At 41.7% G+C, this 22,978-nt stretch carries 19 protein-coding genes, 2 tRNA genes and 2 pseudogenes; 10 read left to right on the plus strand and 13 right to left on the minus strand.

Annotated elements, in window-relative coordinates:
- Window positions 1-2 precede the first annotated feature (2 nt).
- The 6 genes from AC6B99_RS25335 to AC6B99_RS25360 all read left to right on the plus strand — a co-directional run bounded on the left by AC6B99_RS25335 (window position 3) and on the right by AC6B99_RS25360 (window position 6,032).
- Complete coding sequence (locus AC6B99_RS25335; RefSeq protein WP_494861734.1) at window positions 3-2,936, plus strand: FtsX-like permease family protein; 2,934 nt, start codon at window positions 3-5, stop codon at window positions 2,934-2,936.
- 5 nt (window positions 2,937-2,941) lie between these two features.
- Window positions 2,942-3,826 carry an ABC transporter ATP-binding protein gene (locus AC6B99_RS25340; protein ID WP_056041571.1) on the plus strand — a complete coding sequence of 295 codons (885 nt, stop codon included), beginning with the start codon at window positions 2,942-2,944 and terminating at the stop codon, window positions 3,824-3,826.
- Between the two features lie 6 nt (window positions 3,827-3,832).
- A complete protein-coding gene (locus AC6B99_RS25345) occupies window positions 3,833-5,407 on the plus strand; it encodes an ABC transporter substrate-binding protein (RefSeq protein ID WP_496664498.1) in 1,575 nt (524 codons plus the stop codon).
- Between the two features lie 127 nt (window positions 5,408-5,534).
- Window positions 5,535-5,699: a hypothetical protein gene (locus AC6B99_RS25350; protein WP_172455662.1), complete on the plus strand. Its 165-nt coding sequence runs from the start codon at window positions 5,535-5,537 to the stop codon at window positions 5,697-5,699.
- A 149-nt stretch (window positions 5,700-5,848) separates the two neighbouring features.
- Window positions 5,849-5,925, plus strand: a tRNA-Ile gene (locus AC6B99_RS25355).
- Between the two features lie 21 nt (window positions 5,926-5,946).
- Window positions 5,947-6,032 (plus strand) — tRNA-Leu (locus AC6B99_RS25360).
- Window positions 6,033-6,205: 173 nt separating this feature from the next.
- On the opposite strand, the gene AC6B99_RS25365 is transcribed toward AC6B99_RS25360, so the two are convergent.
- The 3 genes from AC6B99_RS25365 to AC6B99_RS25375 all read right to left on the minus strand — a co-directional run bounded on the left by AC6B99_RS25365 (window position 6,206) and on the right by AC6B99_RS25375 (window position 8,156).
- On the minus strand, window positions 6,206-6,400 hold the full coding sequence (locus AC6B99_RS25365; RefSeq protein WP_496664499.1) for a hypothetical protein: 195 nt from the start codon (window positions 6,398-6,400) through the stop codon (window positions 6,206-6,208).
- Window positions 6,397-7,566: a site-specific integrase gene (locus AC6B99_RS25370; RefSeq protein WP_496664500.1), complete on the minus strand. Its 1,170-nt coding sequence runs from the start codon at window positions 7,564-7,566 to the stop codon at window positions 6,397-6,399. The genes AC6B99_RS25365 and AC6B99_RS25370 overlap by 4 nt, the downstream gene beginning before the upstream one ends.
- A 377-nt stretch (window positions 7,567-7,943) precedes the next feature.
- Window positions 7,944-8,156 (minus strand): helix-turn-helix domain-containing protein, encoded by a 213-nt coding sequence (locus AC6B99_RS25375; protein ID WP_496664501.1) that lies wholly within the window; start codon window positions 8,154-8,156, stop codon window positions 7,944-7,946.
- Window positions 8,157-8,432: 276 nt separating this feature from the next.
- On the opposite strand from AC6B99_RS25375, the gene AC6B99_RS25380 reads away from it, so the two are divergent.
- A complete protein-coding gene (locus AC6B99_RS25380; protein WP_496664502.1) occupies window positions 8,433-10,370 on the plus strand; it encodes a hypothetical protein in 1,938 nt (645 codons plus the stop codon).
- A gap of 261 nt (window positions 10,371-10,631) precedes the next feature.
- Window positions 10,632-11,741 (plus strand): hypothetical protein, encoded by a 1,110-nt coding sequence (locus AC6B99_RS25385; RefSeq protein WP_496664503.1) that lies wholly within the window; start codon window positions 10,632-10,634, stop codon window positions 11,739-11,741.
- Between the two features lie 49 nt (window positions 11,742-11,790).
- Here the strand turns inward: AC6B99_RS25385 and AC6B99_RS25390 are convergent, their stop codons facing one another.
- Both AC6B99_RS25390 and AC6B99_RS25395 read right to left on the minus strand, forming a co-directional pair.
- A complete protein-coding gene (locus AC6B99_RS25390; protein ID WP_496664504.1) occupies window positions 11,791-12,282 on the minus strand; it encodes a lecithin retinol acyltransferase family protein in 492 nt (163 codons plus the stop codon).
- 276 nt (window positions 12,283-12,558) lie between these two features.
- A complete protein-coding gene (locus tag AC6B99_RS25395; protein ID WP_496664505.1) occupies window positions 12,559-13,125 on the minus strand; it encodes a hypothetical protein in 567 nt (188 codons plus the stop codon).
- 618 nt (window positions 13,126-13,743) lie between these two features.
- On the opposite strand from AC6B99_RS25395, the gene AC6B99_RS25400 reads away from it, so the two are divergent.
- Window positions 13,744-14,085 carry a helix-turn-helix domain-containing protein gene (locus AC6B99_RS25400; RefSeq protein ID WP_496664506.1) on the plus strand — a complete coding sequence of 114 codons (342 nt, stop codon included), beginning with the start codon at window positions 13,744-13,746 and terminating at the stop codon, window positions 14,083-14,085.
- A 608-nt stretch (window positions 14,086-14,693) separates the two neighbouring features.
- Here the strand turns inward: AC6B99_RS25400 and AC6B99_RS25405 are convergent.
- The 5 genes and pseudogenes from AC6B99_RS25405 to AC6B99_RS25425 all read right to left on the minus strand — a co-directional run bounded on the left by AC6B99_RS25405 (window position 14,694) and on the right by AC6B99_RS25425 (window position 19,882).
- Entirely contained in the window at window positions 14,694-15,251 is a 558-nt protein-coding gene (locus tag AC6B99_RS25405) for a hypothetical protein (protein ID WP_496664507.1), read from the minus strand.
- A gap of 175 nt (window positions 15,252-15,426) precedes the next feature.
- Window positions 15,427-16,035 carry a RadC family protein gene (gene radC, locus AC6B99_RS25410; RefSeq protein WP_496664508.1) on the minus strand — a complete coding sequence of 203 codons (609 nt, stop codon included), beginning with the start codon at window positions 16,033-16,035 and terminating at the stop codon, window positions 15,427-15,429.
- Window positions 16,036-16,184: 149 nt separating this feature from the next.
- A pseudogene (locus AC6B99_RS25415) lies at window positions 16,185-17,543 on the minus strand (IS4 family transposase).
- A 264-nt stretch (window positions 17,544-17,807) separates the two neighbouring features.
- Window positions 17,808-18,534: pseudogene (locus tag AC6B99_RS25420) on the minus strand (transposase); the annotation flags it as partial.
- A 94-nt stretch (window positions 18,535-18,628) separates the two neighbouring features.
- On the minus strand, window positions 18,629-19,882 hold the full coding sequence (locus tag AC6B99_RS25425) for an IS4 family transposase (RefSeq protein ID WP_496664509.1): 1,254 nt from the start codon (window positions 19,880-19,882) through the stop codon (window positions 18,629-18,631).
- A 447-nt stretch (window positions 19,883-20,329) separates the two neighbouring features.
- Here AC6B99_RS25425 and AC6B99_RS25430 point away from each other — a divergent pair, with 447 nt between their 5' ends.
- Window positions 20,330-20,869: a VUT family protein gene (locus AC6B99_RS25430; RefSeq protein WP_496664547.1), complete on the plus strand. Its 540-nt coding sequence runs from the start codon at window positions 20,330-20,332 to the stop codon at window positions 20,867-20,869.
- A gap of 79 nt (window positions 20,870-20,948) precedes the next feature.
- On the opposite strand, the gene queE is transcribed toward AC6B99_RS25430, so the two are convergent.
- From queE to queC, 3 genes are read right to left on the minus strand one after another with little or no spacing between them, the layout of a single operon-like run.
- Complete coding sequence (gene queE, locus AC6B99_RS25435) at window positions 20,949-21,662, minus strand: 7-carboxy-7-deazaguanine synthase QueE (protein ID WP_496664510.1); 714 nt, start codon at window positions 21,660-21,662, stop codon at window positions 20,949-20,951.
- Window positions 21,655-22,137, minus strand: a complete 483-nt coding sequence (locus tag AC6B99_RS25440) for a 6-pyruvoyl trahydropterin synthase family protein (RefSeq protein ID WP_496664511.1) — start codon at window positions 22,135-22,137, stop codon at window positions 21,655-21,657. The genes queE and AC6B99_RS25440 overlap by 8 nt, the downstream gene beginning before the upstream one ends.
- On the minus strand, window positions 22,138-22,800 hold the full coding sequence (queC, locus tag AC6B99_RS25445; protein WP_496664512.1) for a 7-cyano-7-deazaguanine synthase QueC: 663 nt from the start codon (window positions 22,798-22,800) through the stop codon (window positions 22,138-22,140).
- Window positions 22,801-22,978: the final 178 nt, after the last annotated feature.

Consider the following 22,978-nt stretch of genomic DNA (forward strand, 5'->3'; position numbering starts at 1 on the left):
CGATGGGAATACCTCTACTGCGATTTTTGTTCCGCAAAATGTGGAACACCCGTTGGCTGACGTTTAGCGCCTTGGCGGGTCTGACGATTGCGGTTGCTTTTGCAACCAGCATCCCGATGTATGCGGATGGGGCACTCAAGCGCGTAGTCGCGGCTTCGCTCAAAGAGAAGAGCACCGGCTTGCCGGCAGGCTCGCTGCTGATGCGGTATCAGTCGCCAGGCGGCCAGACAACCGATCTTTCAGCTTTGACTGAAGTTGACCGATATATTAAAGAGGATGTACCGAATGAAATCGGGTTTGCTTATCAGAACTTTGTTCGCAGCTTGTCGCTCCGCGGCGCCGATGTCGTGCCAGAAGACCCGACTAAGGTAGATGCGAGCCGTACCCGTCAGATGACACTGATGTCCATGACGGAGCTGGAAGGCAAAACCGAAATTATGCAAGGACGCTGGTTTACCGACAAGGTCGATAAGGACGGCGTGATGGAAGCGGTCATGCTTGAAGAAGCGATGTACCGCAATGATGTTCATATTGGGGATGTATTCGAATACCCGATCTACAGCGGGCTGAATTTGACGCTGCGCATCAAAATCGTCGGAGCTGTCAAGCCGCTGAATGACACCGATCCTTATTGGTATCAAGGGCTTGAAGGACTGATGAATACGCTCCAGATTCACGAGAACGTATTTTTGAAGACGCTGCTGGAGCAGCAAAAAATTCCGCTTAACAATGCAAGCTGGTATTATGCTTTCGATTTGTCGCAAGTGCAGACGAGTCAGCTTTCGCCGCTGGGAAGAACGCTGGATCGCTTGAATATTGAGCTGTATCAGCGCTTGACCGACACGAAGGTGGAAATTTCATTTGCTGATACGCTCATTGAGTTCAAGCGGCAGAGCTTGCAGCTTCAGACGCTGCTGTTCACGCTGGCAGCTCCGATGCTGGCGATGGTATTTTATTTTATCGCGATGAATGCCCGGCAGTCTCTCGATAAGCAGCGCAGCGACATCGCGGTACTTCGCAGCCGCGGCGCAGGCACAAGGCAAATTATATGGATTTATTTGCTCGAGGGCTTGCTGCTTGGGGCAATTGCTCTAGTAATAGGCCCGTTCCTCGGCTGGTTTATGGCGAAAAGCATCGGCTCGGCCAATGGCTTCCTGTCCTTCGTCAACCGGACGTCGATTCCGGTCGGCTTCTCGACTGAGGCGATAATTGCAGGCGTAGCAGCCGTCGTGCTGGCACTGCTCTCGACGATTATTCCGGCGATTATTTATGCCAGATCATCGATTGTAAGCTACAAGAGGGATTTGGCGCGTTCGGACCGCAGTCCGTTTTGGCAGCGCTGGTTCATTGATGTTTTGCTGCTTGGCGCAGCCGGATATGGCTGGTATATGTTCAATCAGCGCCAAATGCTGACCTTCCAGACGGGACTTACGACGGATCAGCTTAATGTGCAGCCATTTCTATTTTTCGTACCGGCTTTATCGATTTTTGCAATGGGATTGTTTTTCCTGCGGTTGTTCCCGTGGCTGCTGAAGGTGTTTAACTGGCTGGGCCGGAAGTTTTTGCCCGTTCCGCTTTATTTAACTCTTACGCAGCTGTCGCGTTCTTCCAAAGGTTATTACCCTTTGATGATTTTGCTAGTCTTGACACTCGGGCTCGGTGTATATAATGCATCTGCTGCCCGTACGATTGATTTGAACTCGACGGAACGCACGCTGTATAAATTTGGCACGGATGTCGTCATTAAAACGAATTGGGACGGAACGCCAGAAGTCAAATATACCGGAGGCAGCAATGGAAACGGCGGCGGCAATGGCGGCAGCGGTGGAAATGGCTCCGGCGGCAACGGAGGCGGTTCGTCAGGCGGCTCTGGTGGTGGAACGGGCGGAGGCTCCGGCGGCGGTGGAGGCGGAGCGCAACAGCCTGTGCCTACGCGCATTTTGTACAGTGAACCGCCTTTTGAGCTGTTCCGCAAAATGGAAGGCGTTGAAGCGGCAGCACGCGTGCTGCAAACGAAAGGGAACATCGTCGTTTCAGGACGCTCCATTGGTCAGGGTACGGTAATGGGGATCGACAATGTCGATTTCTCCAAAGTAGCTTGGTTCCGCAATGACCTGTTTCCAACACATCCGTTTACGTATTTGAACTATTTGGGCATGTATGAGCATGCGGCGCTTATTCCAACCGGAGTAGCGGAGAAGTACCAGCTCAAGCCGGGAGATACGATGTCGGTTGGCTTTACCGAAGGCAAGCTGGATTTTGTAGTCGTTGGCATTCTGCCGTATTGGCCGACGCAATATCCAGATCAATCGCCGTTCGTCATTACGAATCTGGATTACATTTATGACCAACTTCCGATTATGCCTTATGAGGTTTGGCTCAAAATGAAAGATGGTGCGAAGGTTGCGCCGATCTTGGAAGAGCTGCAAAAACAGGGCATTGAAGTCGCTACCGTCAAGGATGTGCGCAATGAACTGATTATCCAGTCCAAGCTTCCGACCCGAGGCGGCGTATTCGGGATTCTCAGTCTCGGCTTCCTAGTATCGGTCATCGTCACTTTAACCGGATACGTGCTGTATTGGTTCTTTAATCTTTCAGGGCGGGTCGTGCAATTCGGGGTTTTGCGGGCGATGGGACTTTCACGCAGGCAGCTTACGGGCATGCTCATGCTGGAGCAGCTGTTTACAGCGGGACTTTCCATCGGGCTTGGCGTCATGATTGGCAAGCTGACGAGTCTATTGTTCCTGCCATTTCTGCAGACCGCCGAAAATGCGACAGAAACGGTACCGCCGTTCCGCGTCGTCTTCGAAGCGAAGGATACGAACCAGCTGTTTATCGTCGTCGCTTTCATGATGATTACTGGAGCGCTGCTGCTCTTCCTGCATATTCGCAGGCTGCGGGTGCATCAGGCAGTTAAAATGGGAGAGGAGCGCTAACAGCTATGATCGATTGCGAAGGCTTAGTCAAAATTTACAAAACGGATGATCTCGAGGTTGTCGCTCTGCAAGGTCTTAACCTTAAAGTAAACCCCGGCGAGCTGATGGCGATTATCGGGAACAGCGGAAGCGGGAAGTCGACGCTGCTCAATATTTTGGGCGGCCTCGACCACCCGTCTGCTGGCCAAGTTAGAGTCGGGCCGTGGGATTTGCTGAAAATCACCCCGGACGATCTCGTGAAATACAAGCGGGAAACGGTTGGTTTTATATGGCAAAATAATGCCCGCAACCTGCTGCCGTATTTAACGGCGCTGGAAAATGTTGAAATGCCGATGATGCTTTCGGGCAAGGTCGACCGCGCCTATGCCAAGCAGCTGCTGGAATGGGTAGGGCTCAAGGAGCGCATGAACAACAAGCTCCATCAATTATCCGGCGGGGAGCAGCAGCGGGTCGCGATTGCCATTTCCTTATGCAATCGTCCGCAGCTGCTGCTGGCGGATGAGCCGACGGGATCGGTGGATACGGCAACGTCGGATCTGATTATGAATATTTTTCGCAAGCTGAACCGTGAAATTGGCATTACGATTGTCATTGTTACTCATGATCTTTCCCTCGCGGGAAAAGTGGACCGTGTCGTTGCGATTCGCGACGGCTTGACGAGTACCGAGTTCATTAAGCGCAATCCCAATATGAATACGGTTGGGGGTGAGGAAGAGCAAACAGGCAAAGGGCTTCAGGCTGTGCATGAAGCTTATGTCGTCGTAGACCGGGTGGGAAGACTCCAAGTGCCGAAGGAATATTTAACTGCATTAGGCATAACAGATAAAGCGACAATGGAGTTTGATGGTGAGCGAATCGTCATTTCGCCGCCTAAATCATTAGGGGGGTAAAATAGGATGGAGAAACGGTTGTCTAATAGAAAAATGATTAAAAAGTGGGTTGTTGTCCCTGCGACACTTATGGTGGCAACGTCGATTTTGGCGGCTTGCAGCGGCGGTGCGCAAAGTACAGCAGAGAAGCATGTTCTGCGTATAGGTGTATTGTATGGGGGAGCAGATAATGAGCCGTATTTCCGTTCGCAATATACCGATACGTATGAAATGATGAACCCGGAGATCGATTTTGAAATCGTAAGCGCAATTGACTACTCGGATATGCGCTACCAGACTCCGGATGAGAACGGCAATATCGATCAACCAGATCCGTATGCGAAAATGAAAGATATGCTGACTGGCGATAATCCTGTCGATGTCGTGGTATTGGATTACAGCATGCTGCGCCGCCTTGTGCAGGATAATCTGCTGAAGCAGCTTGATCCATTGATCAGCCAAAGCAAATTTGATCTGACTGATTATGTGCCGACTGTCATTGATGGCATTAAATCTGCTGGCGACAACAACATTTATGCGCTGACGCCAACGTTCAGCTCATCGGCTCTTTTTTACAATAAAAAGCTGTTTGAAGAAGCTGGCGTAGAGCCTCCTACTGACAATATGACTTGGAAGGATGTTATGGACAAAGCTCGTCTTGTGAGCAAGGGAGAGGGCGCTGACCGTAATTATGGCATGACCTTCAGCCGATGGAACGGCGGCGATTTCAACTCCGATATCCAAACCTACAGCTCGGCTCTTCAACTGAAAATGTGGGATGATAAAGGCGAGAAAATGCTGGTCAACACGCCGCAATGGGAAACGGTATGGACGACGGTCTCCGGCTTGTACAGAGATGATGTTGTGCCGGACCAAGAGGACATTAATAAAATCAATGAAGCATCCAATAAGGAAGCTGCCGACGGCAACTACGTTTATAACCCAACGCAAGGCGATTTGTTTGCAAGCGGCAAAGTTGCCATGACGATTTCGGACTTCTATTATGTCAATGAGCTGAACAATACGATGAACAATGCATCCAAAATTAAAGACTTTGAAGCATTTGATTGGGATGTCGTCACTTACCCGACCCATGAGGAAGCACCAGGCATTGGCGGCGCTATTTCCTTTAGCCAACTGATGGGGATTAATAACAACGCTCAAAACTCCGAGGATGCTTGGAAATTCATTCAATTTACCAACAGCAAGGAATGGGCGGAAATGAAATCCCGCAGCACGTATGAGCTTGTAGCGCGCAAGGAGTACCTGAAGCCTAAAAACGGCATGAATTACAACATTAATGCCTTTACTGCCCTTAAACCTATTCCGCCGCAAAGCGTCGATACAGAGAAGCTGTACCGCGACAAGCCGGGCATTTGGGAAGCGCAAAATGCTTCTTACGATCTGTTCCAGAAAGTTATTAAGGGCGATATAACAGCTAAGGAAGCATTAGCCGAGTGGGAAACGAAAGGTAATGCTGTACTGGAGAAGCTGAAAAAAGAGCCGGCCAAGACAGATTCATCGAAGGCAGCTGAGGGCGGCACAGATGGTGCCAGCACCATGCCTGTAGAGGTAGAAACAACAGAAGTACCAGCAGGATAAAAAAAGAACGTCCCGTATAAAGCCTGAAATGGCTTTGTACGGGACGTTTGTTTTTGAAGGTATAAAAGTCGATGGATTACTGTATTTAGCCTTTTTTGGGTATTCTAATGAGTGAGGAGGGATACCAATGAGGTGGATCTATTGGGTTCGATTATACGAGACAAAATTTCAGGCAGGCTGCCTTGTGCGAAGAATGGAAAATGATTGGTGGATCTATGGCTACGAGTGTCCGCAGGAGGTCGAGGTTTTTCGCTCCAAGCGGGGGCGTTACGGCGTGAGATTTTTGATTTAAATCAAAAGATTAAAAAAATGAAGAAAAATGCTTGACTTCACTATCTCATATATTGTATATTAATTCATGTCGCCATTTCAAATTGATGCGCTGTACGAATGGAATATATAGCCGCTTTCTATTAAATCGTCTTGCTAGACGTTTTATGAGGGCCCTTAGCTCAGTTGGTTAGAGCGGTCGGCTCATAACCGATTGGTCGGGGGTTCGAGTCCCTCAGGGCCCACCATTGTACACCTCAATCTATTATGCCGGGGTGGCGGAATTGGCAGACGCACAGGACTTAAAATCCTGCGGTAGGTGACTACCGTACCGGTTCGATCCCGGTCCTCGGCATACCTATCATCAAGGAAATAAAGGGTTTCAGCTCAATTGGGCTGAAACCTTTTTTCTTTATTGGAGAGGTTTTGCTAACATTTTGCTAACGGTACTTCTTGTCTGGCTTCTTATCGAGTTTTCTGATACGCTCACGATCATATCGTACTGTTTTCATGAAGCGATATAAGGGCTCAGATGATACGTTCGAGGATTCCGTCACGTTCCATTCTCAGACGCTGGATTTCTGCTTTTATGGCCTCTTTACGCTCAGGTAATATGTTTGTACTGCTATATTCCAAAGCAAGCTTTACATGGGCTCTTGCAATGTCCAGTAGTACAGATGTTATTACTTCATCGTTTAGTGCCCGCCAAACGGCATATTTCATTGTGACACTTCCTTTGCTTTTTTAGAGAATAGATCATTAATCCTTTGTGCCGTATCTTTTTTCGTTTCCATATCAATGTGTGTGTACGTATTTGCCGTTATTGCAAATGTGGAATGGCCTAACCATACTTGGACTTCTTTTAGTCCCACACCATGTTTGACGAGGTAGCTTGCAGTCGAATGCCTGAGGTCGTGAAATCGAATGTGTGGCAGTCCGTTCTTGGCGAGTATGTCTTTTAATTTATGGTTCAGGTATTCTGATTTCATTGGGCTACCGTTAGGCCAGCAGCATACGAGACCGATATTGTCGTAATCCTCGCCGAATCGCAATTTGTTTTGTTTACGTTGCTTCTTTAGCAGCTTTAAGTATCCCTCGACTTTTTCCATCAACGGCAAAATGCGTTGGCTACTTTCGCTTTTTGGCTTCTTGATAACAACCTTTTTACCGATCTTTACGCGAACCTCTTCAATTGAAATCGTCTTCTCTTCGAAATCGATACAATCCCATTTTAAGCCTAACACTTCGGAACGTCTCAAGCCATAATGCGCGGCGATATATACTGCCGACTCAATCGGAGTACCCAAACAAACCTCAAATAGCTTTTCGAGCTGTTCGACTGTGAAGTAGTTGGCATTGTACTTCTCTTCCTTTGGAAGCAGAATTCGATCGGCTGGGTTAAACAGAATCAAGTTCATTCGTACTGCGAAATCCAATGCGCTCTTAATATTAGCGTGATGCCTCCGCAATGTTTTAGCGGATAATCCTTTTTTATCTGTAGCCTGATCGTCTTGATGTTTTGTGTCGTAATACTTTTGCAAGTGAATTGGTTGTAGTTCTTGTAGCAGCATATCGTTCTTGCTCTTGAAATAGGGGATGATATGCTTCGTTACGACCATCTCATAACCTTCCCATGTGGTTTCTTCGACTTTTCTTTTAATGACGTTATGAAGCCAATCCAGTATGAATTCGGTGAATGTAAGCTTTCGCTGTGGCTGCACAAAACTATTGTTATCGATCTTTGTAAGGGTTTCTCGTAGAAATTTCTCGGCATCGGACTTTTTCTCGCATTTGGTATTAATCCATTTTTGCTTCCGCTTTCCGGACTCGTCCTTCGTTTCGACAATGATGTACCAGTATTTATTACGTTTTTTTAAACTGCCTTTCATGTGCTTCAACCTCCAATTTTTTGTTTGAAAATGGAAAAGGCAGGAGCATAATTGCCCCTGCCGATTACTAAGTTGTTACAGCATTAATTAATCTTTATGTGGTTTGCAGACATGAAGTAATTGCTCGCGTTTGGTTCGGAGTAATTGCACCTCTGCCATGATCCGTTCTTTACGTTTTATAGAAGTTCTTCGTTAGTTAAACTCCAATATTCGTTTCATATACTACCCGTGCAATTATTAGCAACCCTTAACGACAACATTTATTCTCAAAGGCCATCCAATCATTACTGCTAACGGATCACTCCTTTCTACTTACGATACTTAAAAATATAAATAAGCCGCGACAAAAATATGCCGCAGCTTATTCCTTGGTTTTATTATTCTTCAGATAATTCTCTGTGTCGCTCCAGACTCATCTTCGCTTGCGAGAGTACAAAGTCTTTAACTGCCGCCTTTGGAATTCTATAGCCCTTTATCTTAAATGACTTTATCTGTCTACTACGAAGTAACGTAAGCACCTTTGAACGGCCTAAGTTCAAAGCCTCCATGACATCTTCAACCAACATAATATCATCGTACTGAGCAAACATAGCCTCATCCTCACTTTATGAATTTATCGTACCCATAGAAATAATATATATTTATAGCTTCCAAGAGTTCGATTACAATACTGTTCAATGCAGATTACTTTCAATTAGATGTCGTTGGTTCGGATTTTATTAAACTAAATGTGTTTTGTGAATAGTAACATTGGAGAAGATAGAATGGCGAATTTATCTAATATTCTTGTTGAAAATGTGTTAATGTGATAGATTTATGAGAAAAAATATCACACTATCACATTTTTTATAAAAGGAGATTGTCATATGGAAAGCGAGTTTGATGGTTTTTCCCCAGAGGAATTAATGAAGGAATTTAAAAGCAAATATTCCGATGAAGAATTTGATATAAATGAAAACGGAGAATTTTGTATAATCCAAAATAAAAAGCTTAAACCGATAGCAAATTTCAGTCTTATTCCAATGGGAACCGCAAAAAAGGGAAATGGAAAAACAGGTTCGTACGTTTTTACCGCGTTGATATTTGATGGTCAAAAAACCACAGTCTTACCTGGAATAGAAGTGCAGCATAAAGATATAGCAATCAAAAGCTGGTTGCGTAATCAGATTCCACTAGGCATGTTTAATATTAGTGAGACAAAAGGGTATCAGTTTTTTAAGAAATTCATCCTTAGGTCACAAAGTAAAGATTTGAAAGAGATATTTGATGTTGAAAGTTCGGGGTGGCATTGCATAGAAAATAAATGGGTGTACGTACAAAGTGGTGGTGTGATTGGTGAAACGGATATAAATATACGGTTTACAGGAACGGAATCAAGATTAAAACTTGATAGTCAAATTACATCTAAAGAAGCATTTTTGGAAAGTCTGAATATGCTGAATATTTGTGACCCCAAACTGACTCACGCTCTTCTTTCACTGGTATTGGTTTCAATTATTACATCGCCATTAATGCAAAATGATCTAGCCCCCCGATTCAGTATGTGGGTCGAAGGAAAATCAGGGATGGGGAAAACGAGTTTAACTACAATGTTTACTCAAATCTTTGAGAACCCTAAGCTAGTTCATGTATACGATTTTAAGAAAGACCTGAACAAGACTCTCATGAATAGAGATTGTGTTTCTATCTTCGATGACTACGGTGTTGCAAAAACGAAAAGGGCAGCCGATTTGACGAATGAAAAAATCGAAAAATTAATTAGAGATATCGGTGATAGAGAACTGTCAGCAAATTTTACAGTTCGTCCCGAAGGCATGGTGCTTTTTACAGGTGAAAAATTCATTACAATGGCTAATACAGATATTACATCATCCGCAGGGCGAGTTGTACGTGTCCAAATGGATAATTTATTTGATAAGAAGCAAGTTGCTACATATGATCCATTGAAGGTAGAAAGATTTAATCGTTATAATAAGTCGCTCATCTTTTCTAGCAGTATTATGGATTACTTGAACTGGGTCAGTGAAAAGTTAAGCTCCCATTTCTTAGAACATTACAGACGAGATTTTGAGTATAATCGTAGCGAATATTCGGCGGTAACAGATGCTCATAGTAGGCAGAAAGATAGCTTCGCTCATCTGACGGTAGCATTTAACTTTTATCTAACTTACGGGTTGGATAATGAGTTCATCACGCCAGAAGAATGTGCCTCATATCGTGAGAAAGCAAGAGAAGTTTTTTGGGGGTTATTAGAGGAACAGGTGGTTTCGCCATTTGATCTTGACGTTCAAGTTTTTATAGATGCTCTTGAAGAATTGATCTTGCTGGACAAAATCATTGTTACAGTAAAAGGCATCTCTTATATGGGACAAGGTGATATATTAGGCATTGTTGATTTGTCTGAAAAGACTATGAGCCTAACATGGCAACCTGTATACGAGCTTGTCGTTAACCATATCCAGTTTCAATCTGATCGTTCCGACTTCATTAGTGATATAAAGCTAGGTAAATTACTAAGAGATGCCAATTTGATATATAGATCAAATCACAGAGTTACAAAGCCGGTGACTGGATTACAGGGAAGAGCAATACAATTCAATACTGACAAGTTTCCTAGTATGATTAAAGCTATTGTAGAGATGAACAGACAGAGCAACTTTAATAGTTTACTTGAAGATTATGCAAGAGTCACGCGTGAAAACGAAGCCAGAGAAGAAGAGAAGCAGTTACATAAAACAAACAAAAGAGAACTAAACAAACTGAAGAAGAACTTTATGAATAGGGATTATACGGAAAGCGATTAATTACTGCGTTTTGAAGAGTACAAATGTAATTTACGTGGATGGTTGAGAATTATCAAGTGTAATTAAAAGAAGGGCAGAGACATCGAATTATTGATGTCTCTGCCCTCTCTTTTTCATATACGTATATATTATGTTTTATTATTTATCTATCCATTTATTGTCTCTCTAACTGCAATTCTCGCAGTGTAGACACTGTTGTATTACTTTTAAAAATGCGCATAACAAAAACCTAAGATCGATACTAATTGGAGGTTTTTACTTATGCATACGGTTCATTTGTTTTGTAAATTAAATTATCATTTTTATTCTGCCTTGTTTGAAGTTCTGAAAGAACTGTCACGTTCTAATCACACCCGATTTTATCATGAGAAAGCTGGTATGCATCATTGTCACTTGCTCTTGAAGGAAACAGGAATAAAACTCATTTTACGAAGTGTAGAATATGAGGAGGGTATTAGTTATAAGGCATTAGAGATTATTATGAATCCCATGAGGCTTCTAGATGCAAGTGATTATTTACAACTTGCTGACATGCAGCATTCAAAATCTATATACTCTGCATTCAAAAAGGCGTTCAAGCCCATTAAAAAGAGGTTTGAAAGCAATAGGCGTAATCGGAAGTTCAAGTTTAATTTGGATAATCTAGATGCTTATAGTTTTAAGAGAGTGGATTTCGCGGTCAATATTTACACGGAACATATCAAGTTATACATGAAATTGATTAAACGTGCCGATATTCCAAACGGTTTTCAGTTGTTTCTAAAGTACAAAGAATCAAGTAAGCGCTATGAACCAACCGAGCATAGCTTTTATATATTCAGAAAAAGCAAATCGAAATCAAAGCCCAATCATGTAACCCTAAACATTCAATGTTATGACAAAGGCGAGCATATAAAGGAGAATAATTTGCCGTGTGAGGAGGAACGTGCGAATTATACCATTCGATTCGAGGTTCAATGTCACTACAATAAAGTGTATAGGCTTATTAAGAGCAATGATCTTAGCAAGCAAGGATTTTCTCAATTTTTGCGAGAAGATATTTCTTCGAATGAGCTTCATAAATACTTCAAAAAAACTATAGGAAATGGAGATTACTACACACTATCAAAAGTAAAGGGGATCATTCTAAGCAAAAGATTGAAGCCTGAAATGAAAGCGGCTTTGATTGAAACTCTTGAATTAGTCAATGATAAGAGAGGCATTTGGAAGGCAAAAGAAACGGTTTCCGATAAAAAGGAATTTGATAAACGAATCAAAAGATTACATGAACTTGGAATCAATCCTGTTACCATTCCAATAGCGGAAGGGATTGATTATTTGCCTAGTTTGTTTGATTTGGAATTAATGAATTGTGTTCCTCCAATTCAATAAATAAAGGGAGAGCAGATTTCTCTGGCTCTCCCAATTTGTAAATAAAGAATTAGCTATACTTCTTCTTCCAGTCCCATTTTTTCCATAATACTTCCTCTCCGCGCTCACGCTTTACCATGTCTTTAAGTATCCACAGGAAGTTGTTTTGATTATCAAAATCACCAGTCAGGCAGCCTGCACAGAATTGATGACAGTTATCCATAATGAAATTGTAACTTCGACTTTCACCGACCATTTCTGAGGCTCTGTAGGCTACTTCTGGAAAGCCAATAGTATCATCCCAATCAGGATAGCAAGGAACATAGATTTCGTGGTTAAATGTCGTAATATGCCCTGTAAATTCTCTTAGGCTCACTCGTCGAATGCGACCATCGCCACTCAAATCAATGACAGCTCCATCTGACATATAAATACCAGAATGCTCCATTAATCCAAATCCTAACTCAGTATAAATGACGGAGCCATAGGAAGGTTCAAGATTTTCTCTTGTCATGGTGCGGTTCCTGATAGATTCAACCAGAGATATAAGCCATTCACTCATATTGTATTTTCCCTTCAAGGTTTATGTATTGTTCGATTTCCCGGCTTTAGTCATCCAATGTATCATTTTGAATAAGATAAGAATCAAGTAAAATGGAGCAACTGCCCAGCCGATGAATGTGGAGATAATGATCTTGTAGATGATGTATTTTGAAATATTTGTAAAAAAGATAACATTCCGTTGTAATCTACTTATTAGTATCCAACCGAACGGTATGGTGAGAAGTACATAAATTCCAATAATCGTAATCACCTCTGATATTAAGTGTACAAGCGGCTAAACATCACTGGATTGAGCTAGGGTGTTAGCCGCTTCCTCAACTGCTTTCAGTAGAATAGGCGTAACTGCAAAGGTGCATATATATTCGGTGACACCAGGATTGTGTCTTTTGAAAATACGCTTTTTTACTGTTAACTTTGAAATAATAGAATATGTTTTGTTTTTATGGTTGATTCGGATTCTGTGCGCTGTTGTATTCATATAAACGAAACTTACTCCAAACGTGCCTTTTTCAACCTTGATGTCAGGATGAGAAAAAGAGGTAGAAAGATATTGATACAACTGCTCGTCCGTAATGGAGTTTTGAATAGGATGATCTTTGTAATTCAATTTGAATAGTTTTATGCCAGCTATAAACTGCATAACAAGATAGGCTGCCGCCCAACCAATAACAACTCCAAACAAACATCCTACTGCACCTCCCATTGCAGCAAAAGCAATGGCTCCTAGAAGAATGAGGATAGGATACAATTTTTTGAATGGTTTCATGGGATTCTCAAGCTGAATAGACGACGAAGCAGATTCGATAGTGGTTAGTTTGGTTTCACTAGATTGGGATTGCATGTAAAGAAATCCTCCTCGATCAAAGATATTGAGTGCTACTACGTCTTTAAAGCTTCAATGATTATTACACGAATAGGTCAAGCTTTCTCTCGTGTAGTTTCTAGCTCTTATTCTTGCATTTGGAAAAAGCAGAATGTGTGTCTGATACATTATTCTTGATTGTGTCGATGATAAGTTGTCTGAGACCATGCGACGTTAGAACAGTCAGTAAAGCATTCTTCTCTTTTGAAGTACTACTCTTCTGTTCCGGATTTACGATCAAGTTTCAAGTGAAGTATCAATCCCACTTGCAATTTTATCTAACGTTTTGATCGTCGGATTTTTTTACCGCGCTCAACTTGGCCCAGATAACTTGTATTGAGCCTGGGATGAAGCGTCAATTGTTCTTTGACTTAGTCCATTTTGGAGCCGCAGAATTCGTATTTTTTCGCCAATATTTTGTATCGTACTCTTTGATACATAGATAACATATTTTTGATATTCACCAGAATTAGAACCTCACTTTATTGATTATGCATGAAAATCAGAATAATGAAACTATAAGACTATATTTTGAAACAATTAGTTCGTTATCTTATGCTTTCTTTTTCACTAATGTTAGTGTAGGAGGGATAATTTATGGACTATACAATACTAGGTACTCGGATTCGCCAAGAGCGGCAGAAGCATAACCTTACACAGGAAAGACTAGCTGAAAAAATAGATGTTTCTCACGCTTATATTGGACAGATCGAACGTGGAGAAAGAAGTTTATCCTTAGATACACTTGTAAAGTTAGCTAATCAGCTTGGAGTGACTATAGATTACTTATTATCTGAAGCCATAGAGATTCAGGAAAATCATTATATCAATAAACTTAATCAAGTATTGATGAGTCGCTCTCTAATGGATCAACTCATGGTTTTGGAATTAGTGGAACTAATGTTTTCACATATGGATGATAAATCAACACAAAAATAAGGGGAACAATAGATTTCCCCTTATGTACAAAATGAATCAAGTAGTTGCGTTCATAGCATCCTCTACAGCTTTTTGAATCAATGGCTTTATTGCATAAGTATTTCTATATTCTGTCACCACGGGATTATGTCTCTTCTTAATTACGTTCTTACTTGTCAGTTTGGACACAATTGAATAGACCTTTTTATCACGATTAATGAGTAACCTGTGAGAAGTTGTATTTTTATAAATCAGCCTGACTCCTAATATACCTTTATTTACAGCGAAATTTGGATGGTCAACGATTTAGAAAGGTAACCGTATAGTTTATCAGCTGTAAGAAAGTTAGGAAATGAATGATCTTTATAATTCAGCTTAAATAACCTAATAGCTGAAATGAATTGTAATATTATATAAGCTGCTACCCATCCAATTACAATTCTAATCCAACAATCCAACAAAACCTGCCTTTATCACAAAATACACAGTAAAAATCGTGATAAGGATAGGGTAAGCTTCATTAATTTTTTCAATGGATCGTCCGTAAGAATATATTGTTCAGAAGTACTACTAGCTTGTAGCTCTTCATTTAGCATGATTTTCTAACCTTCGCTCTTGGAATTCCTCGATTATTCTTCTCTTACAATATTGTATTCCTTATCCAAGCTTGCAAGTTTGTTCTCATAATTCCGAATTTCACTTCGAGCTTCATCGAGCTTTTCGTTAGCTGCACTTATTAAATTGCTGTCCGATTGTTCTATTGCAGCTTGAATCTGCACAAATGCATTAAACTGCTTGTTTGAAGCACTTATATAAATCTCATGTAGTTCCCTCACTGTATCCGTTTCAGGACGAATGGCTTCAAGCTTTTCAATCCATGTCCGATATTTAGGGATTATCTCACTTAGTACAGTACTAATGTTTTCGTCAGTAGCGTTGCTGTCATCTATTACGCTATTATATGCATCGAGAATATCAGTTTTATCGCTCTCTAGTGGTAGGATATATTCATTACTGTAACTTAAAAGTTCATCTTTTATGGGGTCAGAAGCAGAACAGCCAAGTAATACGACGAAGAAGAGCATGAAGAAAAATGTATTGCGAGTGAAGCTGAATACTTTTTTTCTTTGATCGGAGTACTTCGAATTTTGATTTTGTAGTAATGCCTTAATCGTTGTCGTTTTCATTTAAATTTTCTCCTTTGAATTCGTATAGAGTAGTATAATCGTTATTTCTTTAATGCATGTAAAACAGCAAGCTAATAGTATTCCTCCCTATTGTAAAGTCGTGAGTAATTAGAACCAATCGCAAACAGTATACATCATTTGAAACTATAGGTAAATAAAATTGAACTATTAGCTTTTATATGGAACCTTGTTCTTTAAGACTTACGAAGCTAGAATTCCCAATAATAACGTGATCAAGTAATTCAATTCCCACTATTTCACCAGCATTTATTAACCGTTTTGTGAGATTCACGTCTTCAGGTGAAGGGGTAGGATCTCCACTCGGATGATTGTGTACGCATATGAGGGATGCGCTACAGCGTTTAATAGCTGCACGGAATACTTCTCTAGGGTGTACGATTGCAGCATTCAGAGAGCCAATAGAGATGGTCTCCGTACAAATTACTTTATTCTTTGTATTCAAGAATAGACAGATAAAATGCTCTTTTGTTAAATGCCTCACATCTGGTTCAATAAGGTCAAATACATCTTTAGGTTTACGAATGGTGTAGTTAATTTGAGCAGGAACTACAAGAGCTTTTGCTAGTTGAAGCATTGCGGTGATTTGCCGTGCTTTACTGTTTCCAATTCCTTTAATGGTAATAAGCTGCTGTTCTGAAACATCCAGTAGTTCAGTTGCAGTGGGGAATTGATGAAAGAGTTCTTGAATAACATAGCTATCTTGCTTTTCTCGTAATGATTCTGAAATAAGTCTTTTTAGTTCTTCTTTGTGGTAATGGTTCATTGGTTTTCCCTCCTGAATATGGTAGTTGAAAATAGAAAGCCGAACACATATGTGTTCGGCTTTTTAAATGGTTTGTCTCATGTAAGGACTACCTATCATGCATAGGTATCAGGAATATAATATAGAAATGATTTTTAGAAGTTAACGGCTCAACTTTCGCAGCATGAAATCGGCAAGTAAACCTTGATGTAGTTGGGCAGAGCGGAAATCCAATGCTGGAGTTGACTTTTAATCATAGCGGATAGTTTCTTGCCGACTTGATTGGCGATTTCATTCATCAATTCCACCAGTTGTTGTAAAGCAAGTGCCCAATCCAACGTGCCAACTTCATCACAAAGCAAATAAAACAGTCCGCCAAGCGTCCGTTGATCGGTGCTTTGCCGATGCTGCCAGGCCAGCAGAATATAGCGGGAAAAGACAATCGTGGTATGGCTAATGAGCAGATCGTAGGAGCGCCCTTGAAACTCTTTTTGCAGGCGCAGCAAGGATTTAGCGCATTTAAAAAAGACTTCGATGTCCCAGCGAAGACCATAGGTTTGAATGATTTCCGGTGCCGTCAGCGTAAGATCCGTAGATAGAATCGCGAGCCACTCGTTTTTCTTCGAGCGATGTCGGACAAAAACGACGACGACTGGAATACCGGGAACCAGCTCTGTATGGATCTGGCGCAGGATATTCCGGTGCCTCCCCTGGACGCGCGGAGCGGCTTGGTAAAGACCTTTGAGATCGACGGGCTTGCCATGAACGAGATACCGCTTGTTGTCGTTTTTCACCATACCCATGACGTGAAGTCCCCGGTCTACGATCCGCCCAATCAAGGGCGCATGCGTAAACCAGCTATCCATGAGTACGTAAGTCGCAGAAACCCCGGAAGCGGTAGCCCGATCCAGCAGTTCGGAAACTAGATGCGGGGCAGAAAGTAAGGCTTCCTTCCGGCGTTTGTACCCGCAGGAGCGCTTGTCGATTCCCGGATTCATGCCGGTGAGTCCAGCTTTCACGGAACTCAGTAAAGCGAAGTCCAAGGGGAGAAACGTATGACCGTCCGACCAGCCCAAGGTCAGCATACGAAACCCTTTATAGTATGCACCCGTCGCGTGATCCTTGAAACGAGCGAGCAGTTCTACAGCTTTGCTCCGATTTTGTTCAAACATGGAATCATCCACAATGAACACGGAGGTTCTCGTGACAGAAGTCAGGGTTTCGACCCGCTGCACCGTGTCACTGCTGAGCGAAGTCAAGAAGCGCCGCTAAGCGAAGCGGCTATGATTGAGAAACCGATAGACCGTATCTTTGCCAGGAAAGACTTCACCTTTGGCACTTTCCAGCAGGCGAAACCAGTTTTTCTGATGGAAGAGTAGTACAAAAACGAGCAGGAACAGATGAGAGCAGGTATAGCCAAAAGCCTTTCTGAATCCTGCTTTTCTCAGGTGCGTCAGTACACCGAGTTCCTGAAAGGCAGGTCTCATTTCAGGTGGGAGTTGATCTAGGGACGACTTTTGCTTTATCATGGAAGGGACACCTCTTCTGTGGTTTAGTGGATCTCGACAATCTCACTTTACCAAATGAAGTGGTGTTTTTCTATGTCGGCAAGCCCCTTACTTAAACATGCTCCACTTTAACCCCGGTAGGGGGTCAACTCGATTTTGACTCTGCGAAAGTTGAGTTAACGGGTATAAAAAGTTTTGGTAGAGGAAATTTAGGGGAATATCCGAATATAAGTCGAAACCAGAAAATAACTAGGGGTTATTCGTGTAAATAATTTTACGGATTTATGCAGGGTATTTAAAGAAGGTAGCAAGCCCCTCCCAGTTATTGCGTCAGGAGCGCAAGATAAGTGGGTATTGGGTGCCCCAGATTTCCTCAAAGTGATCCAATTCTAAAAGAGCCATCTCCTCGTTTACCGCTTTGTCGATCGGTTTGAGAGCAGTCGTCACTTTCTTTAGATCTTTGTAGGAGACAAAACAGGTTGAATTACAGATCTGATGAATGATGCATTTCTGAATTTCTGTCTGTGGATAACAGGCTGAATCTCTTGTGTGAAGTCGGTTAGCTTGTCTAAGCATGTGATAAGAATATCTTGTACTCCGTGGGTTTTCAGATCATTTAAGACACTAAGCTAGAACTTAGCGGACTCATGCTAGATGAAGGTTGGTGAAACCTCAATACTATATAGATTGTGCAAGTGGTTTTGAATATCTGCGTACTTACCTGCTTCGCATAGAGGGCTATGATTTGGTCCTCGATCCCCGTCACATTGGACTGATGCTTTTTCACGACAAGCGACTCAAACTCACCTTCGCGATCACGAGGAATGGCGATTTCCTGCTCGCCATACTCGCTGGTGATGTTCTTCTTGCTCTTGCCCTTACGGCTATTGGTGGTCTGCTTGCCCTGCACGTCATGCTTTTGGTAGCCTAGATGCGCATCCATTTCGCCCTCTAGCATTTCTTGCAGCGTTTCAGCAAACAACTCTTTTAATATGTTTTGGAGTTTACACAATTTATTTTACAGACTCAATATAATATAGATTTTTTCACTAGCGTTGCATAAAACTTCATCACTTGAAGTGAACGAATTTTCGGAAAACTTATTTTCAAGGTGAAATAAAAAAGGTCAGACAGCCCTTAAAGGTAGCTCTTCCATTTGGTTGATTTATGTAAATTTGTTCACAGATGGTTACTAAACAGGTTTGCCAATTAATCAACTTCTCGTTTTCGCTGTCGTCCCTTTGACGGGCGACTTGGCTTTTCTTGAGTCGCTCAAACCAACGGCCATGCGGTTGCCACAAAAGTTTCGTCAACCAGCGCGTGAGCTGTAACAGGCTGTGTTGCACCTTCGTTTCCAACTTCACGAGCATGAGCAAGCAAAATGCAATCAGAGCAATCCAAATCTGGTTGGCTACAGCATGCTCGCTTGTGCCATAAAGATGCTTGATCTGCAGGTGCTGTTTGATCCACTTAAAAAAGAGCTCGATCGCCCAGCGACTACAGTACATTTCACTAACCTCATCGCACGTCAGATCGAAGCGATTCGTTACCAGGAAGAGCTGATTACCCTCCGAATCTTGTGTCTCGATCATCCGGAGCGGATGCTTCATTTTCTTCTGCTGCGAGCCGATTCGGACGCACCAATCGGCGGAAACCCCGCTGCCCTCGGGGACATCATATTCTTCAAGCGGCTCTATATGCGTGTTGCTCTTCAGACGTGTCACGAACAGGATACCATCCAGGCAGTAGCGATCGAACGCCGCATAGTCGATATAGCCGCGATCAAAGATGTACGTGACACCGGGTTCATGAACGAGTTCATTCAACTGGGTACGGTCATTTTTCTTAGCAGCCGTTATGGTTGCTTTTTCCGGAATAACGCCTTGCTCATCCATAAAGGCAAGTCGCATATGGATTTTGATGCCCGCTTTCGTCTTGCGAAATTCGGCCCATTTGAATTTTTGCAAACACAAGGTCACTGTTGTCGAGTCGATGATTTTAATTTTGTAACGGTGAGCCGTAGTTCCTTGGCGAGACATTACAAGCCTGGCCAACCGTTCGAATACCTGTCGCAAAAGTTCGGGATCGACTTGCTTTTGCTTTCTACTGAGTTGCGATGCCGAGATGGATGGTAGTCCGAGTTCTCGCTGCAGGTCTTCGCACAGCACGTCGTCGGCAATGTGACGCAAGCCTTCGCGTTCCTGCAGTTGTGCGAGCAGAAACAGCTTTAGATACGCTGCGGTTGTCAGCTTCTTCGTGTACTTATCCTGCTGGCATTCCGTCACAGCAGTTGTGAACGTTTTTGTACAGATGGGTCCAACCCATTTACCAAATGAAGATAATAGCGTACGATTGTCCATGCGAGTATCCTTTTTCAATAGATTTATGGACAGGTCTACCTTTCCTATCTATTGTAAAGGATATTTTTTGTGCTCAAATGTAGATAAGACAGAAAGTTGCGAATATTTAGATAACATTAATACAACGCTAGTGAGATTTTTTAGACTTTTGCTTTCTGTCTTTGTAAAAAAAAATACTTTAACAAAAGTAAATTTATTAAGTGAGTCTTATGTGATAAGTTACTGTGGGCAATTCAACTAATCAGAGTGCATTTACTAAGTTTTAATCGAAAGCTACTCTCACTTTTTCTATGCAATGAATGTACAAATGGAGATCAAATCCTAGAGATCGGATATGGTAGTTTCGGCATAACGAAATGTCGAAGGGGGTAGCTGAATTCTAGATATTAAGATATAATGAGGATATAAAACGATTAGGGGATTGATTAGATGAAGAAATACAAGTTGATATTTGTAATTTTGTACTTGATAGCTATAGTCGCAGCAAATGTTGTTACTGCTTCACTAGAGCCATTTCATTTTGGAGCATTTATTGTTCCTGCAGGTTCATTTATTATTGGATTCACGTTTTTCCTTAGAGATTTTGTTCAGAATGCCATAGGTAGAAAAGGTGCTTATCTTTCAATGGCAGTTGCTGTTATTTTATCAGCGCTAACGTCATATTCACTCGGGGATACATTATGGATTGTATTTGCTTCTACAGTTACCTTTATAATCTCAGAAACATCAGATACTGAAATCTACACTCGTTTGAAACTTCCGTTGTCCTATAGGGTTTTATATAGTGGAGTCGTAGGAGGATTTCTCGACAGTGTTGTGTTCGTTATTATCGGTCTATCCCCGCTAGGAGCGGGATTTATTCCGTGGAGTGCCGTGCCGATGGCGATTATTGGACAAATCATTGTGAAAACTTTAATGCAAATACTAGCAGCAATGGTTATATCCTTGGCCGCAAAAAATCATCGTCAGTTTCAACAACCAAATTAAACTATCTAGACTCTGCCAATAATTTAAGAGAGAACAGATTCTCGGCGATAGAAAGCCGTGGATATCTGTTCTCTCTTTGTTATATTCCTCTCTTATTGCTCCATACAAGAGCATGAAGTTGTGGTAATACTCTTGCTTCTAACATTTCAGGATCATCCATGACTTGATTGAATAACCATTCTAACTTTGTAAGGAGTTGGCTTGAAATGTTTCCTTCATTTTGAACGTCATCATTTCCTACCTGCAAGTAAAATGGAAAAGATGGAAATTCCTGGTGAACTTGCTTGGCAAATAAATAATCTTTTTCATCGAAAACAACTACTTTAAGTGATGCATTATTATTATCTAATCGTGACATGATATCTCGAAGCACTTCCAGTTTTGTATCCATTCCCGAACTTGGAGGTTTTGGACTAATGGTAAGAATGTCTACATTATTAAACCAATCCTGATAAATGCTACCTTGAGTTTCGATAGCTACCTTTTTATTCAATTTATGAAGTGTTTTAATCAACTCTTTAATTGGCGAACCGTAAAGTGCAGGATTTCCTCCGGAAATCGTAACATATTTACAACCTTCTAAACCAATGGCTTGAAGTTGTTGAATAATCTCCTCTGTCAGTAACTGCTTAACCCAGGACTTTCCTGTACCATTCCATGTAAAAGCAGAATCACACCATTTGCACTTGTAGTCACAACCATAAACTCGAACGAACATGGTTTTCAAACCTATGACTGCACCCTCACCTTGAATTGTAGGACCGAAAATTTCAATAACGGGTAACTTACTCACTATCACACCCCCCGTTCAATTTATAATAAGGTCCAGACATAGGAATGTTCTCCGAGAGAACTTCAGCCCAACTGGTTGGAGTCTCCCAGAGTTTAACAGAAAACACAGGGAGTCCCGCTTCTTTGATTTTAAAACAGATATAGGAACATAGATTTTCAGCGGTTGATCGAAAACCAAGTACAGCAACTTTTGAATTGGTTTCTAGCAAGGTGTGTAAAACTGGTTCATTACCTGATGCAATAAATGCATGATCTAAGTCATCCACTACAGCTTGTTTAACAACACGCTTTACATCTCCAAAATCAATTAAAAAGCCTTCTTCAGAGGGGTTTTCAGGTCCTTGTAAAATGCCGCTAAGAACCACTTCCAACTTATATGTATGACCATGTACGTTTGCACACTTACCTTTGTGTCCAATAAGTTGGTGGGCTGAATCAAAAGTGAAAATTTTGCAAACCTTAACTGTGTTCATCATTTAACTAAGGTCCTTATTACGTTCTTCAAGATATAGCTTTAATCCATTGCTTCTTAATTTACAAGCAGGACAAGTTCCACATCCATCACCGATGATGCCGTTATAACATGTCAGTGTTTTTTTACGTACATATTCAAAATGGCCAAGTTCATCTGCAAGTGCCCATGTTTGTTTTTTGTCAAGCCACATAAGCGGAGTGTGAATAACAAAATTAAAATCCATAGATAGATTTAGTGTGACGTTAAGCGATTTAATAAATACATCCCTGCAGTCAGGATACCCGCTAAAGTCAGTTTGGCATACGCCAGTTATGATATGATGGTATCCGAGTTGTTTGGCTAGAATTGCAGCGAATGAAAGGAACAAGTGATTTCGCCCATCCACAAAAGTAGATGGCAATTCATTTTCTTTTCCTTCTTTAATATCAATATCTGTTCTTGTAAGCGCATTTGGGGCTAATTGATTGAGTAAACCAAGGTCTAAAACATGGTGTTTGACGGAGAAGTTCTCTGAGATATTTTTAGCGCATTCCAGTTCTAAAGAGTGTCTTTGACCATATGCAAACGAAACAGTTTGCACCTCATCAAACTCTTTTAATGCCCAAATTAAGCAGGTTGTGCTGTCTTGACCACCTGAAAAGACCACTAATGCTTTTTTATTCATAATTTTACTCCTATCCATAAACTTATTTTATTATTTTGTAATCAAGATGAGACTTTATTATAGCATTTCAAACAGTAAAAATGTTGTTCACATAGTTCTAATTAATGGGTTCTGAACGAACCTTACTTACAGGTATATCGTAACTGTGTTACTATATAGATCAGATTGTTCTATGGTA

This window comes from Paenibacillus liaoningensis (assembly GCF_059609455.1).